This is a genomic window from Scandinavium sp., assembly GCF_036271055.1.
Taxonomy (GTDB): Bacteria; Pseudomonadota; Gammaproteobacteria; order Enterobacterales; family Enterobacteriaceae; genus Scandinavium.
Genome location: NZ_DATBBJ010000073.1, coordinates 411,398 through 429,488, shown reverse-complemented (window position 1 = coordinate 429,488; position 18,091 = coordinate 411,398). Strand labels below are relative to the sequence as shown.

Annotated in this window: 15 protein-coding genes; 10 read left to right on the top strand and 5 right to left on the bottom strand. The window is 52.5% G+C overall.

The window, feature by feature from the left end; all coding sequences use genetic code 11:
- Nucleotides 1-21: 21 nt before the first annotated feature.
- From VH187_RS15785 to VH187_RS15775, 3 genes are all read right to left on the bottom strand, one after another.
- Nucleotides 22-1,296 (bottom strand): Glu/Leu/Phe/Val family dehydrogenase, encoded by a 1,275-nt coding sequence (locus VH187_RS15785; protein ID WP_329702387.1) that lies wholly within the window; start codon nt 1,294-1,296, stop codon nt 22-24.
- Between the two features lie 719 nt (nt 1,297-2,015).
- The gene (locus tag VH187_RS15780; protein ID WP_329702386.1) at nt 2,016-2,654 is read right to left on the bottom strand and encodes a TetR/AcrR family transcriptional regulator; all 639 of its coding nucleotides are present in this window, start codon (nt 2,652-2,654) and stop codon (nt 2,016-2,018) included.
- 14 nt (nt 2,655-2,668) lie between these two features.
- Complete coding sequence (locus VH187_RS15775; RefSeq protein ID WP_329702385.1) at nt 2,669-3,868, bottom strand: TCR/Tet family MFS transporter; 1,200 nt, start codon at nt 3,866-3,868, stop codon at nt 2,669-2,671.
- Nucleotides 3,869-4,074: 206 nt separating this feature from the next.
- Here VH187_RS15775 and VH187_RS15770 point away from each other — a divergent pair, with 206 nt between their 5' ends.
- Nucleotides 4,075-5,259 (top strand): aminotransferase-like domain-containing protein, encoded by a 1,185-nt coding sequence (locus tag VH187_RS15770; protein ID WP_329702384.1) that lies wholly within the window; start codon nt 4,075-4,077, stop codon nt 5,257-5,259.
- A 53-nt stretch (nt 5,260-5,312) separates the two neighbouring features.
- On the opposite strand, the gene VH187_RS15765 is transcribed toward VH187_RS15770, so the two are convergent.
- The gene (locus VH187_RS15765) at nt 5,313-5,660 is read right to left on the bottom strand and encodes a winged helix-turn-helix transcriptional regulator (RefSeq protein ID WP_329702383.1); all 348 of its coding nucleotides are present in this window, start codon (nt 5,658-5,660) and stop codon (nt 5,313-5,315) included.
- Between the two features lie 121 nt (nt 5,661-5,781).
- Here VH187_RS15765 and VH187_RS15760 point away from each other — a divergent pair, with 121 nt between their 5' ends.
- From VH187_RS15760 to VH187_RS15745, 4 genes are all read left to right on the top strand, one after another.
- Complete coding sequence (locus tag VH187_RS15760; RefSeq protein WP_329702484.1) at nt 5,782-6,525, top strand: SDR family oxidoreductase; 744 nt, start codon at nt 5,782-5,784, stop codon at nt 6,523-6,525.
- A gap of 134 nt (nt 6,526-6,659) precedes the next feature.
- The gene (locus tag VH187_RS15755; protein WP_329702382.1) at nt 6,660-8,414 is read left to right on the top strand and encodes a cytochrome c biogenesis protein DipZ; all 1,755 of its coding nucleotides are present in this window, start codon (nt 6,660-6,662) and stop codon (nt 8,412-8,414) included.
- Between the two features lie 15 nt (nt 8,415-8,429).
- The gene (msrA, locus tag VH187_RS15750; protein WP_329702381.1) at nt 8,430-9,113 is read left to right on the top strand and encodes a peptide-methionine (S)-S-oxide reductase MsrA; all 684 of its coding nucleotides are present in this window, start codon (nt 8,430-8,432) and stop codon (nt 9,111-9,113) included.
- Between the two features lie 112 nt (nt 9,114-9,225).
- The gene (locus tag VH187_RS15745) at nt 9,226-10,737 is read left to right on the top strand and encodes an MltF family protein (protein ID WP_329702380.1); all 1,512 of its coding nucleotides are present in this window, start codon (nt 9,226-9,228) and stop codon (nt 10,735-10,737) included.
- Between the two features lie 32 nt (nt 10,738-10,769).
- On the opposite strand, the gene VH187_RS15740 is transcribed toward VH187_RS15745, so the two are convergent.
- Nucleotides 10,770-11,411, bottom strand: coding sequence for a TetR/AcrR family transcriptional regulator (locus tag VH187_RS15740; protein WP_329702379.1), 642 nt, complete (start codon nt 11,409-11,411; stop codon nt 10,770-10,772).
- Nucleotides 11,412-11,525: 114 nt separating this feature from the next.
- Here VH187_RS15740 and VH187_RS15735 point away from each other — a divergent pair, with 114 nt between their 5' ends.
- The 5 genes from VH187_RS15735 to VH187_RS15715 are packed head-to-tail and all read left to right on the top strand — an operon-like array spanning nt 11,526 to nt 18,068.
- A complete protein-coding gene (locus VH187_RS15735; RefSeq protein WP_329702378.1) occupies nt 11,526-12,548 on the top strand; it encodes an HlyD family secretion protein in 1,023 nt (340 codons plus the stop codon).
- The gene (locus VH187_RS15730; protein ID WP_329702377.1) at nt 12,535-14,316 is read left to right on the top strand and encodes an ATP-binding cassette domain-containing protein; all 1,782 of its coding nucleotides are present in this window, start codon (nt 12,535-12,537) and stop codon (nt 14,314-14,316) included. The genes VH187_RS15735 and VH187_RS15730 overlap by 14 nt, the downstream gene beginning before the upstream one ends.
- On the top strand, nt 14,309-15,436 hold the full coding sequence (locus VH187_RS15725) for an ABC transporter permease (RefSeq protein WP_329702376.1): 1,128 nt from the start codon (nt 14,309-14,311) through the stop codon (nt 15,434-15,436). Before VH187_RS15730 ends, VH187_RS15725 begins: the two co-directional genes overlap by 8 nt.
- Nucleotides 15,437-15,439: 3 nt before the next feature.
- Entirely contained in the window at nt 15,440-16,558 is a 1,119-nt protein-coding gene (locus VH187_RS15720; protein WP_329702375.1) for an ABC transporter permease, read from the top strand.
- A 13-nt stretch (nt 16,559-16,571) separates the two neighbouring features.
- Nucleotides 16,572-18,068 (top strand): efflux transporter outer membrane subunit, encoded by a 1,497-nt coding sequence (locus tag VH187_RS15715; protein ID WP_329702374.1) that lies wholly within the window; start codon nt 16,572-16,574, stop codon nt 18,066-18,068.
- Nucleotides 18,069-18,091 lie beyond the last annotated feature (23 nt).

Below are 18,091 nucleotides of genomic sequence, written 5' to 3'. Positions count from 1 at the left end.
ACGACTCACCGTTTTCAGGCTTTAGCCCGGATAGATACCACGATCTTTACGTGCCAGCAGAATACGTTCGCAGGCAACGATGTACGCAGCGGTACGCAGGGAGCAGGATTTTTCTGCCGCTTTTTCCCAGACGTGAACCATCGCATCGGTCATGATTTTGTCCATGCGCGCATTAATTTCTTCTTCGCTCCAGAAGAAACTCGCCATGTCCTGAACCCATTCGAAGTAACTGACGGTTACGCCACCTGCGTTACAAATGACATCTGGCACCACGATGATTCCGCGGCTGGCGAGCATATCATCGGCATCCGGGTATGTTGGACCGTTTGCGCCTTCGAGGATCAGTTTACATTTCAGAATTTCCGCGCGCTCACGGGTAATCTGACCTTCCAGCGCCGCCGGGATCAGAATGTCCATGTCGACGTCCCAAAACGCTTCGCTGGCGATGGTGTCAGCCCCTGGGAAGCCGGCGATTTGTTTGTGCTCAATCTGCCAGGTTGTCAGGGCATCCATGTCGATGCCTGTGGCGTTGAACAGGGTGGCAGTATGGTCCTGAATCGCCACAACGCGAGCACCGGACGCAGAGAACAGGCGAGCAGCTTCGCTCCCCACGTTACCAAAACCTTGTACCGCAACACGAGCACCTTCGACCGCGATATTGGCGCGACGCGCCACTTCACGACCGCTGATCCACACGCCACGACCAGTCGCTTTTTCACGACCGAGAGAACCGCCGAGGTGAATCGGTTTGCCGGTGACAACACCTGTGATCGTGGTGCCGTGATTCATGGAATAGGTATCCATCATCCACGCCATCACTTTGCCGTTGGTGCCCACATCTGGTGCCGGAATGTCTTTTTGTGGTCCGATAATAATGCCGATTTCGCTGGTATAGCGACGGGTCAGGCGCTCAAGCTCACCTTCAGACAGCTTGAAAGGATCGACGCGGACTCCGCCTTTGGCGCCACCGTACGGCAGATTCAGCGCCGCACATTTGATGGTCATCCAGGCAGACAGCGCCATCACTTCGTTCAGATCCACATCCGGGTGGTAGCGAACACCGCCTTTGCCCGGGCCGCGGGAGACGTTGTGCTGTACGCGGTAACCTTCAAAGTGACGGATGGTGCCATCGTCCATCTGAACCGGAATATCCACAATCAACGCACGTTTAGGATGACGAAGGGTGTCGACCCAACGGGACAATTCGCCAAGGTAAGGAGCAACGCGCTCGATTTGTTGCAGGTAGGTATTCCAGGCAGATGTGTTGCTATCTGAAGCGTAAGATAACTTATCCATGATGAACCTTAGTATTGTAAGTAATATGTTCTTAATTAGCCGTGGAGCATAGTGTTACTCACTATCTGCGTATAAATTTAACACTTTTTTAAAATATCGCATCAGGCGAAGCGCCAAAATGAGAGGTAGTGGAAGGTATTTTTAACAGCAGAAATGAATAACTATCCATTAGATAAAGGCGTCATTGCAGGTTTTTAAGCCTAACTTCATGCAGTTTAAGTGCATAATAAACAAAATTATCTATTTGCCAGAAGTATGACGCGCCTCTAAAAGTAAATATAATGATAATCAACTGTGTTGACTTTGTTTCTCAGAAGCTGTGGGTACAGAGCGTCACAGAAGTGCGAGTAGGGTATCCAGATAGGCACCTGTTTCACGCATGATTCCGTACACAAGTGTTCAATATTTCCGACAAAAAAAGACAGTCACCTAGCAACGTTTAAGTGCAGCTCACGCAGCGCCTGCTCTGGTGTAGAGAGCGAGATAAGCAGGGCCATAAGAGATGATTAACCGCTGATAACGAGGCTTTCAGCCTGGTTCAGGACTTGTTGGCGACCAAACTCGATGGTCAATCCTATAATCGACGCGGTGACCAGATCATATTCTCCCACAGATAAAATGGGCGAGAGATCGTGCTGTTCGAAAGGGCTATTTTTCCGATGTCATTTCCGCGTGCATGGCCAGCGGCATAGCTCAAAGCAAATCGCTACCTCAGCCATTCATGCATAAGGCGTACCTGCTAATGCGGCTTTTTGTCCGACGGCGCCTTTATCGACAATAGCCAGAAACGTGACGGCAGCGCGTCCAGCGTCACGCGTGTGTTCATATTCCTCGTGGGCGCTAACCAGCGCGACGCTCCAGCTAGCCAGCAGCAGCGCCGCCGCCAGATTGGCGTCGATATCGGTTTCCTCGCGCCCCGCACTGCGGGCCAGCTCTGCGGCTATCCCATTTGCAATCTCATCACGAATCGCTCTGGCACGAGCTTTCAGCGTTTCGCTGCCTTTTATCGTGGCGATAAAACCCAGGCTTCCTTCTGAAAATTGCAGAAAAGGGCGCTGCTCGGCGATCAGCCGATGCGCTAATAAGCGCAGGGATTCAATCGGCGAATCAACCTCTTTACGCTGACGCAGTGCCTCAGCCAGCGTTTCGCGAATTTCTTCATCACGGTCGAAAAACATGTCTTCTTTGCGAGGAAAATGGTTAAACACCGTCATTCTTCCCACGTCCGCAGCAGAGGCGATTTCATCAATCGTGACGTTATCAAACCCTTTTTCGGCGAACAAACCAGTTGCGGCGTAAGAAATATTCCGGCGCGTTTCTAACCTTTTTCTTGAGCGACGATCGATGGCTTCTGACATTATTTATCCTTATTTTAAGCAGCGTGAGTAGATTCAGCGGTGGCAGTTTTGCGTGTGCCCAACACAATCAATGGCACCGCAATCACATATACGACGACCACTGACAGCCAGATAGCCCCTGGCCAGCTTTGTTGAACAACGAAATAGAAAGAGGAAAAACCGAGTGGGGCGATAATGGACGCCAGGCTTATTGCCGATCCTAATACGCCCTGAAACTGTCCTTGCCTGTCGGCATCGACCTGACGAGTCGCCAGCGCCTGCAAAGCGGGCGAGCCGATACCGCCCAAGGCGAACAGCGGCATGATCGCAAACACCACCCAGCTTTGCTGCGTGAAAGCCAGCACAATCAAAGCAACACAAGAGCAGGCAACGCCGACCAAAACCGCGCCGCGTTCACCAAACAGGCGTGTCGCCGGGCCAGGTAAAAACGCCTGGACCAGCGTCTGGCAAACACCAAATGCTCCTAGCGAAAGACCAATCCACATGCCGTTCCATGCAAAGGTATCAAACCCCCACAGCGCCCAGCAGGTGCCATACACTTCACCCGTCGCGCTAAGGATGAAAAACACCAGTACGATAGGCATCAGCTTATTCATTGAAAACACCCAACGCAGCGGTTTTAGCGGATTGAGCGTCGAAAGCTGCAGTTTGCGGTACGCAGCCACTCGCGATTCAGGGAGTAAAAAGAGTGCCATCAGCAGGTTGCAGCCATTGAGAACGGCGGCGACCAGAAATGGCAGACGGATCCAGGTATCGCCTAACACGCCACCTAAAACCGGGCCGATAATAAAGCCGATACCAAACATCGCGTTAAACAGACCAAAACGCCGCGCACGTTGATCGGGCCGTGAAATGTCAGTGATATAGGCTGTTGCCACGGAAATATTGGCGCTGGTCAGCCCGGCAATTGCACGACCAACAAACAGCATCCACAACTGCGGGGCAAATGCCATTATGACGTAGTTAATCGCCGCACCTGCGAGCGAAACAAGCAACACAGGGCGACGACCGAGGTTATCGCTTAACGCGCCAAGCATTGGTGCGAAAATAAACTGCATGGCCGCGTATAGCGCAGTCATGATGCCGATGTAGGGCGCGATATGATTGGTGTGCACCACCTCTTCCAGCAGGCGTGGAAGAATAGGGAAGATCAAACCAATGCCAACCGCATCGAGACAGATTGTTGTGAAGATAACAATCAGTGATTTATTCATAGTGATTCTCAACTAAAAAGGAAAAATGTACTTAGCATTAAAATGTACTAAGTACACATTTAGTGTGGGCGATCCCCAAAGACTTGTCAACGCCAGCAGTGTGGAGACAATCGAGAGTGGGTTTTTTGCTTTTGTCAGTCAAAGGCATTGCTTATTCATTTGTTGGCTATGTATATTTTAGGGGAATAAAAACCAGAGAAAAAAACATGAGCAAGAGCAACCACCTCGCAAATCGCATCCAACAGCTGCAACCCTCCGCCATTCGTGAATTGTTAAAACACAGCAAAATGCCTGGCGTTATTTCGCTTGCCGGTGGCATTCCATCCGGGGAATTGTTTGACAAAGAAGGGCTTGCCATCGCCACTCAGCGTATCGTTGAAGAAAACTTCGGCGAAGCGTTTCAGTACGGTCTAACGGAAGGTAACGTCGAATTGCGCCAGCAGCTCGAAGGGCTGTGCAAAGCACGCGGGATAAGCACGACGGCAGATCAACTGCTGATCACGTCTGGCTCACAGCAGGCGCTGGACTTGCTAATCCGCGCGCTGGCAAACCCGGGTGATGTCTTCGTTGTGGAGCGCCCAACGTATCTGGCGACACTGCAAATTCTGAGTCTCACCGACGCCACCGTGCAGTCGGTTGGCAGCGATGCTGACGGCATGATCGTTGATGAACTTGAAGCGCTACTTGCCACCACACGTATCAAAGCCGTCTATATTGTGCCGACATTCGGTAACCCGAGCGGCACAACATTGAGCGCTGAGCGCCGTGAAAAACTGGTCAAACTGGCAATTAAACACGATTTCGTGATTATCGAAGATGATCCGTACGGCGCGATCAGTTTCACCGAAGAACGCCAGAAAACATTGTTCCAGACAGCCGCCGAAATGGGCGATCACGAAAGCGTGGTTTACACCTCGACGTTCTCCAAAATCTTGGCACCCGGTCTGCGCGTTGGCTGGATTATTTTGCCGGAATGGATGAAACAGAAAGTGGCGATTGTGAAGCAGGCCACCGATCTTCACGCCAACTCCTTCGCGCAGTCACTGGTCGCGACGTATCTGACCATGGGCAGACTCGAGCCGCAAATCGCGCTCATCCGCGATGCCTATAAGCAGAAATGCCAGGCGTTGTCGCGTTTCCTGAAAGAAGAACTCGATGAGCACATCACGTTTAATCAGCCGCAGGGCGGCATGTTCTTGTGGGCGCAATTCCGTTACGATTTTGACACTACAAAGTGGCTGAAACAGACGCTGGAGAAAGGCGTGGTTTATGTACCTGGTGAGTTTTTCTTTAGCGACCAGGCGGATAAGAAAACCCTGCGTTTCTCGTATGCTACCGCCACCGAGGAACAGCTTTATGAAGCCGTGCAGCGTTTGAAGTCGGCGCTTTAATCACGTAAGTATTCTGGGCCTACATTCCCCGGTAGGCCCCATGGATTCGTTGTTTAATTCATTTTGTGTCTATTCAATCGCATCCAGTCCGCCAATGAATCGAGCGTAGGGCGTATTGATTTTCCCAGTGCCGTTATCTGATATTCCACCCGTGGTGGCACTTCGGCATACACCTCTCTGTCCACCAAACCACGAGCTTCAAATTGCCGTAGCTGTCTTGTGAGCTCTTTTTGGGTGATGGGATTGACTGCGCGCTGCAATTCACTGAACCGGACCGGCTCATCAATAAGAATTAAGCGGTAGAGAATCGGGATCGCCCATTTACCGGCGATAAGATTCACAAAACTCACCATGGGGCAATCTGAGCCCGCATCAGGCAGAAGATAAATATTTTTTGTCATCTCGACTCCCGTCATTTGGCAATGGATTCCACAGCGTGCCTTAGTATCCAAAAGGTGCCTACTATCCAAAAGATACTATAGACGAAATAATACCTTCACCAGTTAAATGTGAGGTCACATGATGAGCAGACTTAATGATAAATATGCCTTAATTACCGGTGGTACCAGCGGGATAGGACTGGAAACGGCGAGGCAGTTTCTGGCAGAAGGGGCTAAAGTGGCGATAACCGGGCGTAGCGAAAGAGGATTGCAGGCAGTCAAAGAAAAGCTTGGCGACGTGTTGGTCTTTAAAAGTGATGCGGGCGATATCAACCAACAACGAGAGCTGGCTATAGCACTGCAACAGCACTGGCCTCGGCTCGACATTCTTTTCGCTAATGCCGGAGATGTAACGCACCGTTCGCTCCAGGAATGGGATGAAAAAACCTACGATCAACTGATGAGCACGAATATTAAGGGGCCATTCTTTCTCATCCAGGCACTGCTGCCATTAATGGCGAGCCCGTCATCGGTAATTGTGTGTGGCTCTGTCAGCGCCCGCATTGGTTTACCGCAAAGTAGTGCTTACGCAGCCAGTAAAGCGGCAATACTTTCACTGGCCCGCACACTTTCTGCTGAACTGCATCCACGTGGGATTCGTGTGAACGGATTGAGTCCTGGCCCAACGGACACGCCCGCATTAGGGAAACTCGGTAACGGTCTCGGGGATGAGCAACTGCGTGATGAAATTCGCCGACTGGTACCAATCGGACGTTTAGGCACCGCACTGGAACTGGCGAAGGCCGCTGTGTTCCTCGCTTCAGACGAATCTGCCTATGTGGTAGGTACCGATTTACTGGTCGATGGTGGCGTAGGTAGTTTGTAATTTCTACTGGCTCTCCAGGTATGGAGAGCATCTCATTTGTCACGAAAAAGTGAAGTTTCCGCGAAGATCTCGTGACCGATCCCCGGCTAAAGTCAGGTTAGCAACGATGCGTTGTTCCTTCTGAGGCCTCTATTATGTTGGTCATTATTCTTGCTTATCTGGGCGGTCTGCTGACCATTGCCAGTCCCTGCATTCTACCGGTGCTGCCATTTGTTTTCGCACGCTCAGACCAGCCTTTTACCCGTTCGGGGCTGCCATTACTGGTCGGTATGGCGTTGACCTTTACGCTGTTTGCCACGCTTGCCGCCGTAGGTGGCGGGTGGGTAGTGGCCGCGAATCAATACGGCCGTATTGCGGCGTTGGTATTGATGGCGATATTTGGGATCACACTGTTATTTCCGCAGTTAGCCGAGCGCCTGATGCATCCGCTGGTCAATGCCGGGAATACGTTATCGGAAAAAATCGCCTCTGGTCGCTCTGCGGGGCCGGGCAGCTCTTTACTGTTAGGCGTGGCGACCGGCCTGTTGTGGGCACCGTGTGCCGGACCGATCCTCGGCCTGGTGTTGACCGGCGCTGCCTTACAAGGCGCGAACGTGGGTTCCACCTTGTTGTTGCTGGCCTATGCCGCAGGCGCGGTGACCTCTTTAGCGCTGGCGCTGCTGATTGGCGGGAAAGTATTCAGTGCAATGAAACGCTCACTGGGCGTGGGGGAATGGATCCGGCGCGGTCTTGGCGCAGCGATGTTGCTTGGCGTCGCCGCGATTTCATTGGGCCTTGATACCGGCATTCTGACCCGCCTGTCGACCGTTTCAACCGGCGGCATTGAGCAGGCATTAGTGCAAAAACTCAAACCTGAAAGCGGCATGACGCCTACTACGCCATCCGTGTCGCTGGCAGCGGTAACGAACAATGCGGTGCCTGCGTTGATTGATGGCGGCGTGATGCCACCGCTGACCGGCGCTGTGCAGTGGCTGAATTCGCCGCCGCTCACCGCCGAATCGCTGCGCGGTAAAGTCGTGCTTGTCGATTTCTGGACTTATTCCTGCATCAACTGTCTTCGTACGCTGCCGTATGTGAAAGCCTGGGCCGAGAAATATCGTGATCAGGGTCTGGTGGTCATCGGCGTACACGCCCCGGAATTCGCTTTCGAACGGGATATCAATAACGTCACCAAAGAAGCGAAAAAACTGGGTGTGACGTACCCGATTGCTATCGATAACAACTTCACCATCTGGCAGGCGTTCAACAATCAATACTGGCCTGCGCACTATTTTATCGATGCCAAAGGCCACATTCGCTATACGCATTTCGGTGAAGGGAACTATGCCGAATCTGAGCGCGTGATCCAGGAACTGCTGCGTCAGGCTGGCGCGCAAAACGTGAATGACAATATTGCCAGCGTTGCGGGTAAAGGCGTCGAACAATCTGCCAGCGGTATGAATGACATTTCACCAGAAACCTATCTGGGCTACCAACGTGCCGAAAACTTCGCTTCTGGCAACGTCAATAACGATGAAGCATTCGATTACCACAAACCCGTGGCACTGCCTCTAAATGCCTGGGGGCTGGAAGGGCGCTGGAATGTCGGAGGGGAACACATCACGCTCGCTGGCGATAAAGGACGAATTATTTACCAGTTTCGTGCCCGCGATCTGCATCTTGTGCTTGGTCCGGATGCCAGCGGTCAGCCAGTCAACTTCACGGTTTTGCTGGATGGTAAAGCGCCCGGCGCGATGCACGGCAGCGATATCGCACAGGACGGCAGGGGAACTGTCACAGAACAACGCTTGTATCAGCTGATCCGCCAGAAAGATGGCTCTGGCGAGCATACGTTCAGTATCGAGTTTGAGAAGCCTGGTGCTACGGCTTACGCCTTCACATTCGGTTAATAGGGGATATGCATCATGATGAAATTTAATCGCATTATTACCGCAATGGCGCTTACATCTGCTCTGGTATTTCAGAGTGTTGGCTGGTCAAAAACGCTGAACATTCCGGCACCTGCACAGGATGAAACCCAATCCCACGCGGGGCTTGAAACCGCGGTATTTGCGGGCGGCTGTTTCTGGGGCGTGCAGGGCGTGTTTCAGCACGTGAAGGGCGTTACCAGCGCGGTTTCGGGTTATGCAGGCGGCAACGCCAGAACGGCTAATTATCCTACCGTGAGCACCGGGCTGACAGGCCATGCAGAATCGGTCAGCGTGACGTTCGATCCGCAAAAAATCACCTACGGCCAGCTTCTCCAGATTTTCTTCTCCGTGGCACACGACCCGACAGAGTTGAATAAACAAGGGCCGGATTACGGGACACAATATCGCAGCACGCTGTTTGTTCAGAATGCAGACCAGCAAAAAGTGGCGAAAGCGTACATTGCACAGTTAACCGCAGGTCACTATTTTACCGCGCCGATAGCGACAACCATTGAAGAGAAAACATCGTTCTACCCGGCGGAGAAATACCACCAAAACTTTCTCAACGATAACCCGAGCTATCCGTACATCGCCATTAATGATCTGCCCAAAGTGCAGCATCTGAAGGCTGATTTCCCGACGCTGTGGCAAACGGAACCTGTGCTGGTAAAAGAGTAAAACGTACCCCCGGTATTTTTGCCAAGGAAGGCGAGAATATCCCCGTAAATAGTCCGCGTACTACTGTGTGTTTGACTAAAATAAAGAGATGCACCGTGCGGGGTAACGCGCCATGAACAGCTCTTTTCTTCGCCTTATCGGGTTCGTTATTCTTGCCGGTTTTCTCCCTGTATTTCTGATAGTTGCCGCGTATGCCGCGCCGTTATCGCCACCTCCGCCAGACGCGTTAACCCTTGATAGAGAAGACATTCAGAAATTGCGAGTGGGCGATTTGCCGGACATGTACGACAAGCGGGTGATCCGCGTGTTAACCACCTACAGCAAAACATTTTTCTTTATCGACAAAGGCAAACAGCGCGGGCTGACGCATGACATTTTTATCGAGTTCGAGCGCAGCCTGAATAAAAAACTGGCGAAAGAGGACAAACTAACGCATCGGCATCTTCGAGTGCGGATCCTTTTCGTACCCGTGACACGCGAGCATTTATTCACCGCGCTTAATGAAGGTAAAGGCGATATTGCTGCAGCGAACCTGACCGTGACACCCGCGCGTGAGGCGCTGGTTGCATTCACCAACCCGATTTATCCCAATGCGAAAGAACTTTTGCTCTCAGGGCCTTCCTCTCCTCAAATCGACAATCTTGAGCAACTCTCAGGGAAAACGGTGTTTGTGCGTTTTTCATCGAGTTATTACGACAGCCTGATGACGCTCAACAAACACTTTGCCAAAGAATCACGGCCCCCCGTGACACTTGAGCCTGCGCCTGAATCGCTTGAGGATGAAGATCTTATCGAGATGCTTAACGCCGGTCTGATTTCCTTTATTGTGGTCGATCAGCATAAAGCGACATTCTGGAAACAGGTCTTTCCGAAGATACAGGTCCACGAAAAAATTGTGCTGCGAGAACATGCCAGCATTGCATGGGCCGTTCGCAAAGACAGCCCGCAACTTCTGGCGCTACTGAATAATTTTGTGAAGGACAATAAAGTCGGCAGCACACTTGGCAATACGTTATTTCTGCGTTATCTGAAAAACGCCAAATATGTGAAAGATGCGACATCGGAAGAAGGGCGTCGAAAATTTCTGATGATGGTCGAATTATTCAGAAAATACGGTAAACGCTATAACGTGGACTGGCTATTGATGGCTGCGCAGGGCTATCAGGAATCACGTCTCAACCAGGCAGTGCGAAGCCCTGTTGGTGCTATTGGGGTGATGCAGGTGATGCCAGGCACCGGCAAGCAACTGGATGTGGGAGATATTCGAAAACTGGAACCGAATATCCACGCAGGCGTGAAGTATATGCGTTGGATGATAGACCAGTACTACGGCGATGAACCCATGACGCCGCTCGACAAGGCGTTATTTTCGTTCGCATCCTATAACGCAGGCCCGGCACGGATTGCACGTTTACGCGCGGAGACGAAAAAACGCGGCTTCGACCCTGATATCTGGTTTGGCAATGTAGAAAATCTGGCCGCAGAGAAAATAGGGGCTGAAACCGTCACCTATGTCAGTAACATCTATAAATATTATGTCGCTTATCGCCTCGTGCTGGAGGAAATCGCGCAAAAAGAGAAGGCGGTGAAGCAATCGAAAGCTGACTCAGTAGCGGAAAAATAACGCCGAGGGATGGACCGGCGTTTTACTGGAATCTACTTCTTCTGATTCTCTTCACGTATAGCTTTAAGGCCGGCCAGCGAGAACAACTTAAAATGGGTTGTCAGCGCCTTTGTCTGCATTGACACGATTTCTTTGATAGGGCCAGGCATCTGACTTCCCGCCACCATCAACATCATGCATGGCGCTACGACACTTAACATGCAAGGGTGGATACGTGGGTCATCCACGGAAAGCCCGGCGGCTTCGCCCACAATTTGTCTTACCGACTGGATCTTTCCGGCCCCTTCAGCATTTAAGAAATTGTGGAGGTGACCCGACGGGGAAAGCAGTTCGCGGGCAAATACCCGTCCATGCCAGTGATTGGGATTGGCCAGTTTCGTCAGAAATTTTTCCAGAAAAACTTCGAGTTTCTCTTCCGCCGGTATTGCCGACGCAGCCAGCTCTGCAAGCTGTTTGCCATCGAGATAGTGATGATGCGCGAGGGTCAGAACCGCGAGATATAACCCGTCTCGGCCACCAAAGTGATAGTTGATTGCAGCCAGGTCAACGTCGGCTTTTTTGGCAATCTCTTTGTTGGTGGTTTGCGAAAATCCTTTCTCTGCAATCAATTCTCCCGCTGCTTCAAGGATACTTTCCCGGGTGACATCCCCGTCGCTTCTGCGTGCTCGGCCCATGATCAACAGATTCCAGATAAGCTAATTTAGATAATAAGGGCTTTATTATTGCATAAATAAAGTTTAAATTGAATTTAAACTAACGTATCAGAAGAATACCAGGGCACTTTTACTATGAATAAAAAAATCATCGCCGGAGCCGTCGTTACCGCTCTGATTGTTACCGCTGGGGCTATCTGGTTGTTCGGACGAAATGGCAATGACAGCAATACGTTAACGCTGCACGGCAATGTCGATATTCGCCAGGTCTCGCTGGCATTTGAAGACAACGGTCGTATCAGCACGCTTGCCGTGGATGAGGGCGATCGCGTGCATGCCGGACAGGTTATTGCCACGCTGGACACGCGGGCGCTGAAAATTCAGGAGCAGCAGGCTCTGGCACAATTGGATGCGCAAAAACAAACGGTGCGCGAGCAGCAAGCAGGCGCGCGTCCGGAAGAAGTCGCTCAGAGCCGGGCGCAATTAGCCTCAGCCCAGGCGCAATTACAGAAGGCAACGGAAGACATCAGCCGTATCCAGCGCATTTCTGCCAGCACAGGTGGGAAGGGCATCAGTAAGCAGGAAATGGACACGGCTCGCAGTAATCTTCGCATCGCCCAGGCAAGCGTAAAAGAGCGTCAGGCCAGTCTTACATTGATGGAGAAAGGGGTGCGGTCAGAGCAACGTGAAGCCTCCGTGGCGCAGGTTCGGGCTACCGAGGCACAGCTGGCGTTGATGCAATATCACCTTTCACAGGCTGAGTTGCGCGCTCCCGTTGACGCGATTGTTCGCGCACGTCTTCAGGAACCCGGTGACATGACCGGGCCACAAAAATCGGTCTATACCCTGGCGCTGAGCCAGCCGAAATGGGTCCGTGTGTGGCTGAATGAAAGTGATTTAGGCCGCGTAAAATCTGGCATGTCTGCGCAAATCACCACGGATTCATTCCCGGATAAACCCGTGACGGGCAAAGTCGGCTTTATCTCTTCGGTCGCGGAATTCACGCCGAAATCCGTTCAGACAGAAGATCTACGAACCAATCTGGTGTTTGAAGTGCGTATCGTTGTCGATGATCAGGAAAATGTTCTGCGCATGGGTCAGCCCGCCACCGTGACCCTCAACACTCAGCAAGAGACTCAACGCAATGCCGACCACTGAAAAACAGGATGTCGTCATTGCCCGTGACCTGGTGCGCCTGTTCCCTGGCGTCACCAAAAATGCGCCGGAAACGCGTGCGCTCGACGGCCTGACACTTAATATTCGGGCGGGTGAGTTAACGGCATTGGTTGGCCCGGACGGCGCGGGGAAAACCACCTTTCAGCGGCTGATTGCCGGACTGTATGAACCCACTTCTGGCAGCCTGACCGTATTAGGCACCGATGTGACCGCCGACCCGCAGTCCGTGCAAAATCGTATCAGTTACATGCCGCAGCGCTTTGGGTTGTATGAAGATCTCAGCGTGCAGGAAAATCTCGATTTGTACGCGGATTTGCATGGCGTTCCTGAACAAATCCGAAAAGAGCGCTTTGAACGGCTGCTGTCGATAACCGATTTGACCCGTTTTACGGCGCGTCCGGCGGGGAAACTCTCCGGTGGGATGAAACAAAAACTGGGGCTGGCCTGCACATTGGTCCGTTCCCCGGAGCTACTGCTGCTCGATGAGCCGAGCGTCGGGGTCGATCCACTTTCTCGTCGTGACCTGTGGAAGATCATCGAACAACTGGTTCAGGATGAACAGTTAAGTGTGATCATCAGCACCGCCTATATGGACGAAGCCGAGCGCTGCTCGCAAATCTACGTGATGAACCACGGCAAAATTCTTGCCGAGGGCAAACCGGAAGCATTGCGTCAAAAAGCAGTGGGAAGGACATGGCTGGCTGTTCCGCCACAAGGAACGAAGTCACGTATTTTACAGGCCCATCTGCTCGAAAAGCGCGATGCCATTGCGGATGCGGTCCCCAAAGGCGACGCCGTTCGTTTTATTTGTCTGTCTCCTGATGACAAAGCCACGCCGCAAGAGGTGAACGCGACTCCCCGAGAAGCCGAGCTGGAAGACGGCTTCATGTTGCTGTTGCATCAGGCACAGCAGCAGGATTCAACAGCGCTTTCCGGGCCGGTAAAAGCAGAAATGGTCTCTGCACAGGACAATAACGCTGAAAGCGATAAACCGGTCATTGTTGTTAAAGATCTGGTGCGAAAATTTGGTGATTTCACCGCCGTCGCCAGTACCTCCTTTGACGTAAAACGTGGCGAAATTTTTGGCCTGTTGGGGCCAAATGGCGCAGGTAAAACGACCACGTTCCGTATGCTGTGTGGATTACTGCCTGCAACAAGTGGTCAACTGGAAGTTGCCGGAATGAACCTGCGCACCGCGCGTGCAAAAGCCCGCGCGCGCATTGGCTACGTTTCGCAGAAGTTTGCGCTCTACGGGAATCTCAGCGTGCGGGATAACCTGACGTTCTTCGGCGGGGCATATGGTCTGTCGGGCGAAAAGCTGAAAAGCCAGATTGAGGCTTCATTGAAGCAATTTGAACTCAGTCCGGACGCCATTAGCGGCGAGCTGCCGGGCGGATTCAAACAGCGCTTATCGATGGCCGTCGCTCTGTTGCACGAACCGGAAATCGTTTTCCTCGATGAACCCACCAGTGGGATCGATCCGCTGGCCCGCCGTTTGTTCTGGTACACCATTGGTGAACTGGCGAACAAAGGCATCACCATTATCGTCACCACGCATTTTATGGAAGAAGCCGAATATTGCGACAGGATCGCGATTCAGGATGCGGGAAAACTTCTGGCGCTAGGCACACCGAAAGAAGTCCGCCAACAGGCAGGGCTGGATCATACTGCTGATATGAATACTGCGTTCATTTCCATCGTTGAAAACTCCCGTGCTGAGGTCGCAAAAAAGGAGCATAGCCATGAATGACTCAACGTTCCTTGGCCGTCTCATCTCGCTGACCCGCAAAGAAACCCGCCAATTGGTGCGCGACAAAAGTAACCTCGCGGTCGGCTTTCTGCTGCCTGTGGTACTGATCCTGCTGTTTGGTTACGGTGTGTCGTTCGATCTGAATTCCGCACGTGTTGCGGTGGTACAAGAACAGCACACAACCCAAAGCCATCAGGTGATGACTGCATTGCAAAGTAGTCCTTATCTTGCCGTGCAGGAGTACCCGAGTTTCGCGGCAGCGCAGACTGCGCTTCAGAAAGATGAAACAGATGCCATCGTTCGCATACCTTCCGACTATGCCGAAAACGCGGCATCAGGGAAAGGCAAAATACAGGTGTTGCTCAACGGTGCCGTGACCAGTGTTGCGTCTTCGGCGCAAGGCTATATTACTGGCGCATTGGGCGTGCAGGCAGCCATTGATTCTGACCGGCAAAATCTTGCGTCAACAACAGGTACTGTCTCCATTGAACAGCGTATGTGGTTCAACGAGGCCGGGATCAGTACCTGGTTTATTGTGCCGGGGATCCTTGTGCTTATCCTGACGCTAATTGGGGCGTTCCTGACCGGATTGTTGATTGCCCGTGAACGCGAAAGGGGAACGCTGGAAGCCTTGTTTGTCACCCCTGTGCGTCCACTGGAACTGGTGCTGGCGAAACTTGCGCCGTATATGGTGATTGGCGCTGTTGACCTCGTTATCTGTCTGCTCGCATCGCATTATCTGTTTGCAATCCCGATCAGAGGCTCTCTCTTTGCCATTATCACTTCCTCGCTGCTGTACCTGTTGGTCTCGCTGGGGATGGGGCTGACCATTTCGGGCTTCGCCCCAAGTCAGTTTTTGGCGAGTCAGATAGCGCTGATCGCGAGCTTTATGCCTGCGATGATGCTTTCAGGATTTGTGTTTGATATTCGCAACTTACCGATAGTGGTGCAGGTAGTGAGTCAGATTTTACCCGCCACCCATTTTATGTCGCTTATCAAGACATTGTTCCTGGGGGGAGATGACTGGCCGCTCTTTTTCAGCCAGTGCGGCATTCTGCTGTTTTACGCAGTGATCCTGATTAACGCCTCACGGCTTTCCCTTCGCAAACGGCTGAGGTAGCGCATGTTATCCGAAATCCAACAATGGCTGCGGCACATCGGCTTTCTGGTCAGAAAAGAAATTTTGACCATTGTTAAAGAACCCGCCAACCGGGTGATCCTGATTGCTCCTGTGCTGATGCAAGCCTTACTGTTTGGCTACGCAGCCACCTACGATGTTAATAACGTTGACTATGCCGTGCTGGATCAAAGCCGTGGGCAAGCCTCAACACAAATTATCACGCATCTGGACGGAACCGGCGTATTCAACCGTACCGCTACGCTAACGTCTGCATCGCAGATTCAGCAGGTCGTCATGGACGGAAAAGCCCTGATGGTGCTGACATTCCCGCCTGATTTTGAGAGCAAACTCAATCAAGGGCAAACATCGCCGATGCAGGTGATCCTTGACGGGCGAAATTCTTCTACCGCAGGTGCAGCGGCCGGGTATATCAGTGCGGTAGTGAGTGATTTTAATCAGCGCAGAGCAGGGAGCGGGCCGGGATTAAATGTGGAAGTCAGGGCCTGGTATAACCCGAACCTGGAATCGCGATGGGGGATCATGCCTACGCTGATCGCGGCCATCAGTATGCTACAGACGCTGCTATTGTCAGCGCTTTCAGTCGCTCGAGAACGTGAACAGGGAACCTTTGACCAGCTACTTGTCACGCCATTTACGCCGATGCAACTGTTGATTGGCAAAGCCATCCCGCCAGTGCTGGTAGGGTTGGTGCAATCCACCATCATTCTGCTGGTGATTCTGTTGTGGTTCCAGATCCCGATGAACGGTTCACTGTTTGTGCTTTATTTCGGGCTGCTCAGCTTTAACATCGCCGCCGTTGGACTGGGGCTGTCGATTTCTGCCGTTTCCATCAACATGCAGCAAGCGATGTTGTACACCTTCTTACTTATCATGCCGCTGATGCTGCTTTCCGGGCTGCTGACACCGGTACAAACCATGCCTGCGATCCTTGATACGTTGACCTATGCCAATCCTTTGCGTTTTGCCATTGACCTGGTGCGCCGGGTTTATATGGAAGGAGCAGGACTGAGCGACGTCGCTTTTGATTTTATCCCTTTGATTGCCTTGACTGTCATCACGATGCCGCTGGCCGCGTGGTTGTTCCGTAACCGACTGTACTGATGCAGGAATTAAGATGAATAACTGTTTTTCTACTCTCACTCGCCACCCTTTATCCGCTGTGGCGGCGGTACTGGCGATAACCCTCATCAGTGGTTGTACTGTTGGCCCGGACTTCAAAAAACCAGCCGCCGATGCACCGACTGACTGGACAACCTGGCGCAGTGGCGATGCCGCATTACACACGTTACCGGGAGGCAATGTTGTCACGGATAACCAATGGTGGAAGCGTTACAACGATCCGGTGCTCAACGCGTTGGTCGATAAAGCATTAACTGCGAGCCCAGATATCCGTAGCGCGACACTGCGTTTCGCCAGTGCCCGTGCACAGCAACAGATAACCGCTTCACAGCAAACGCCGACGGTGAGCGCCACCGGTAGCGTCACCCGAACTCAGCAAAGTGAAAACGCGCCCTCAACACGGGCGCTGAAAGAGGCGCTGCCGAACCCGGATGAACTGATTGATCTAATGGCGGCGCCCTCGAACTGGTATCAGGGCGGGCTTGATTTCTCATGGGAGATTGACCTGTGGGGACACGTCCGTCGTGCAGTGGAAGCCTCCAATGTCGATGTCCAGTCGCAGCAAGCGATGCTGGAACTGGCCCGGTTGAGTATCGTCGGCGATGTGGTGAATAACTACTACAACCTGCGCGGCATTCAGCAACAAATCGTCCTCGCTAAACAGGATGAGAAAGCGCTGAATGAACGTCTGTCACTGATTGAGGCGCGAACCGAAGGCGGGGCACTGGATGAGACCACTCAGGAAAGACAACGCAGCGAACTGGCGGCGACCCGCGCGAACCTAATTGACCTGCAGGCCCAGGAAGGCGTGGCGATGAACCAGTTATTGCTGCTGTTGGACGAACACCCTGGTGCGCTGCAACAACAGCTGCAATATCACCCGGACAGCCTGAAATCAGAAAAATTGCCGGCGCTGCAAATGGGGATCCCGTCCGAAGTGGCGCTTAACCGGCCTGATATTCGTGCGGCAGAATATAAGCTGCATTCAGCCACGGCGCGAATCGGCGTTGCAGAGGCAGAACTTTATCCGAGCATCACGCTGGGCGCACGATTCGGGATGGATACCTACAGCGCGGATAACTTCACAGAGTGGGGCAGTCGTAGCTGGTCAGTGGGGCCAAGTTTGAACCTTCCCCTGTTTGACCGCGGCCGTCGTAAAGCAACGGTTGTGCTGCGGGAAACCGATCAGCAGCAGGCAGCGGTTGATTATCATAAAACCGTGTTGAAAGCCTGGCAGGAAATCGATGACGCCTTAAGCCGGTATGCGGCGGCGCAGCAAAAGCTCCTCGAACAGCAAACCCGCGCAGACAGTGCAGGGCAGGCATTAGCCCTGATTCAGGCACGTTATGATGGCGGGCTAAGCAATTTCATTGATGTGCTGGATGCGCAACGCAGCAACATTCAGGCAAGACAAGCTCTGGCAATGGGCCAACGTGATGTGATGACGGCCTGGGCATCAGTGAACCGTGCAGTGGGGAATTACCCGCGTTAAATAATGATAATTAATGAAGGTTT

Bases quoted from the DNA above. Each gene is read 5' to 3' on its own strand.
- VH187_RS15785 (WP_329702387.1), bottom strand. From the start codon at position 1,296: ATGGATAAGTTATCTTACGCTTCAGATAGCAACACATCTGCCTGGAAT.
- VH187_RS15780 (WP_329702386.1), bottom strand. From the start codon at position 2,654: ATGTCAGAAGCCATCGATCGTCGCTCAAGAAAAAGGTTAGAAACGCGC.
- VH187_RS15775 (WP_329702385.1), bottom strand. From the start codon at position 3,868: ATGAATAAATCACTGATTGTTATCTTCACAACAATCTGTCTCGATGCG.
- VH187_RS15770 (WP_329702384.1), top strand. From the start codon at position 4,075: ATGAGCAAGAGCAACCACCTCGCAAATCGCATCCAACAGCTGCAACCC.
- VH187_RS15765 (WP_329702383.1), bottom strand. From the start codon at position 5,660: ATGACAAAAAATATTTATCTTCTGCCTGATGCGGGCTCAGATTGCCCC.
- VH187_RS15760 (WP_329702484.1), top strand. From the start codon at position 5,782: ATGAGCAGACTTAATGATAAATATGCCTTAATTACCGGTGGTACCAGC.
- VH187_RS15755 (WP_329702382.1), top strand. From the start codon at position 6,660: ATGTTGGTCATTATTCTTGCTTATCTGGGCGGTCTGCTGACCATTGCC.
- msrA (WP_329702381.1), top strand. From the start codon at position 8,430: ATGATGAAATTTAATCGCATTATTACCGCAATGGCGCTTACATCTGCT.
- VH187_RS15745 (WP_329702380.1), top strand. From the start codon at position 9,226: ATGAACAGCTCTTTTCTTCGCCTTATCGGGTTCGTTATTCTTGCCGGT.
- VH187_RS15740 (WP_329702379.1), bottom strand. From the start codon at position 11,411: ATGGGCCGAGCACGCAGAAGCGACGGGGATGTCACCCGGGAAAGTATC.
- VH187_RS15735 (WP_329702378.1), top strand. From the start codon at position 11,526: ATGAATAAAAAAATCATCGCCGGAGCCGTCGTTACCGCTCTGATTGTT.
- VH187_RS15730 (WP_329702377.1), top strand. From the start codon at position 12,535: ATGCCGACCACTGAAAAACAGGATGTCGTCATTGCCCGTGACCTGGTG.
- VH187_RS15725 (WP_329702376.1), top strand. From the start codon at position 14,309: ATGAATGACTCAACGTTCCTTGGCCGTCTCATCTCGCTGACCCGCAAA.
- VH187_RS15720 (WP_329702375.1), top strand. From the start codon at position 15,440: ATGTTATCCGAAATCCAACAATGGCTGCGGCACATCGGCTTTCTGGTC.
- VH187_RS15715 (WP_329702374.1), top strand. From the start codon at position 16,572: ATGAATAACTGTTTTTCTACTCTCACTCGCCACCCTTTATCCGCTGTG.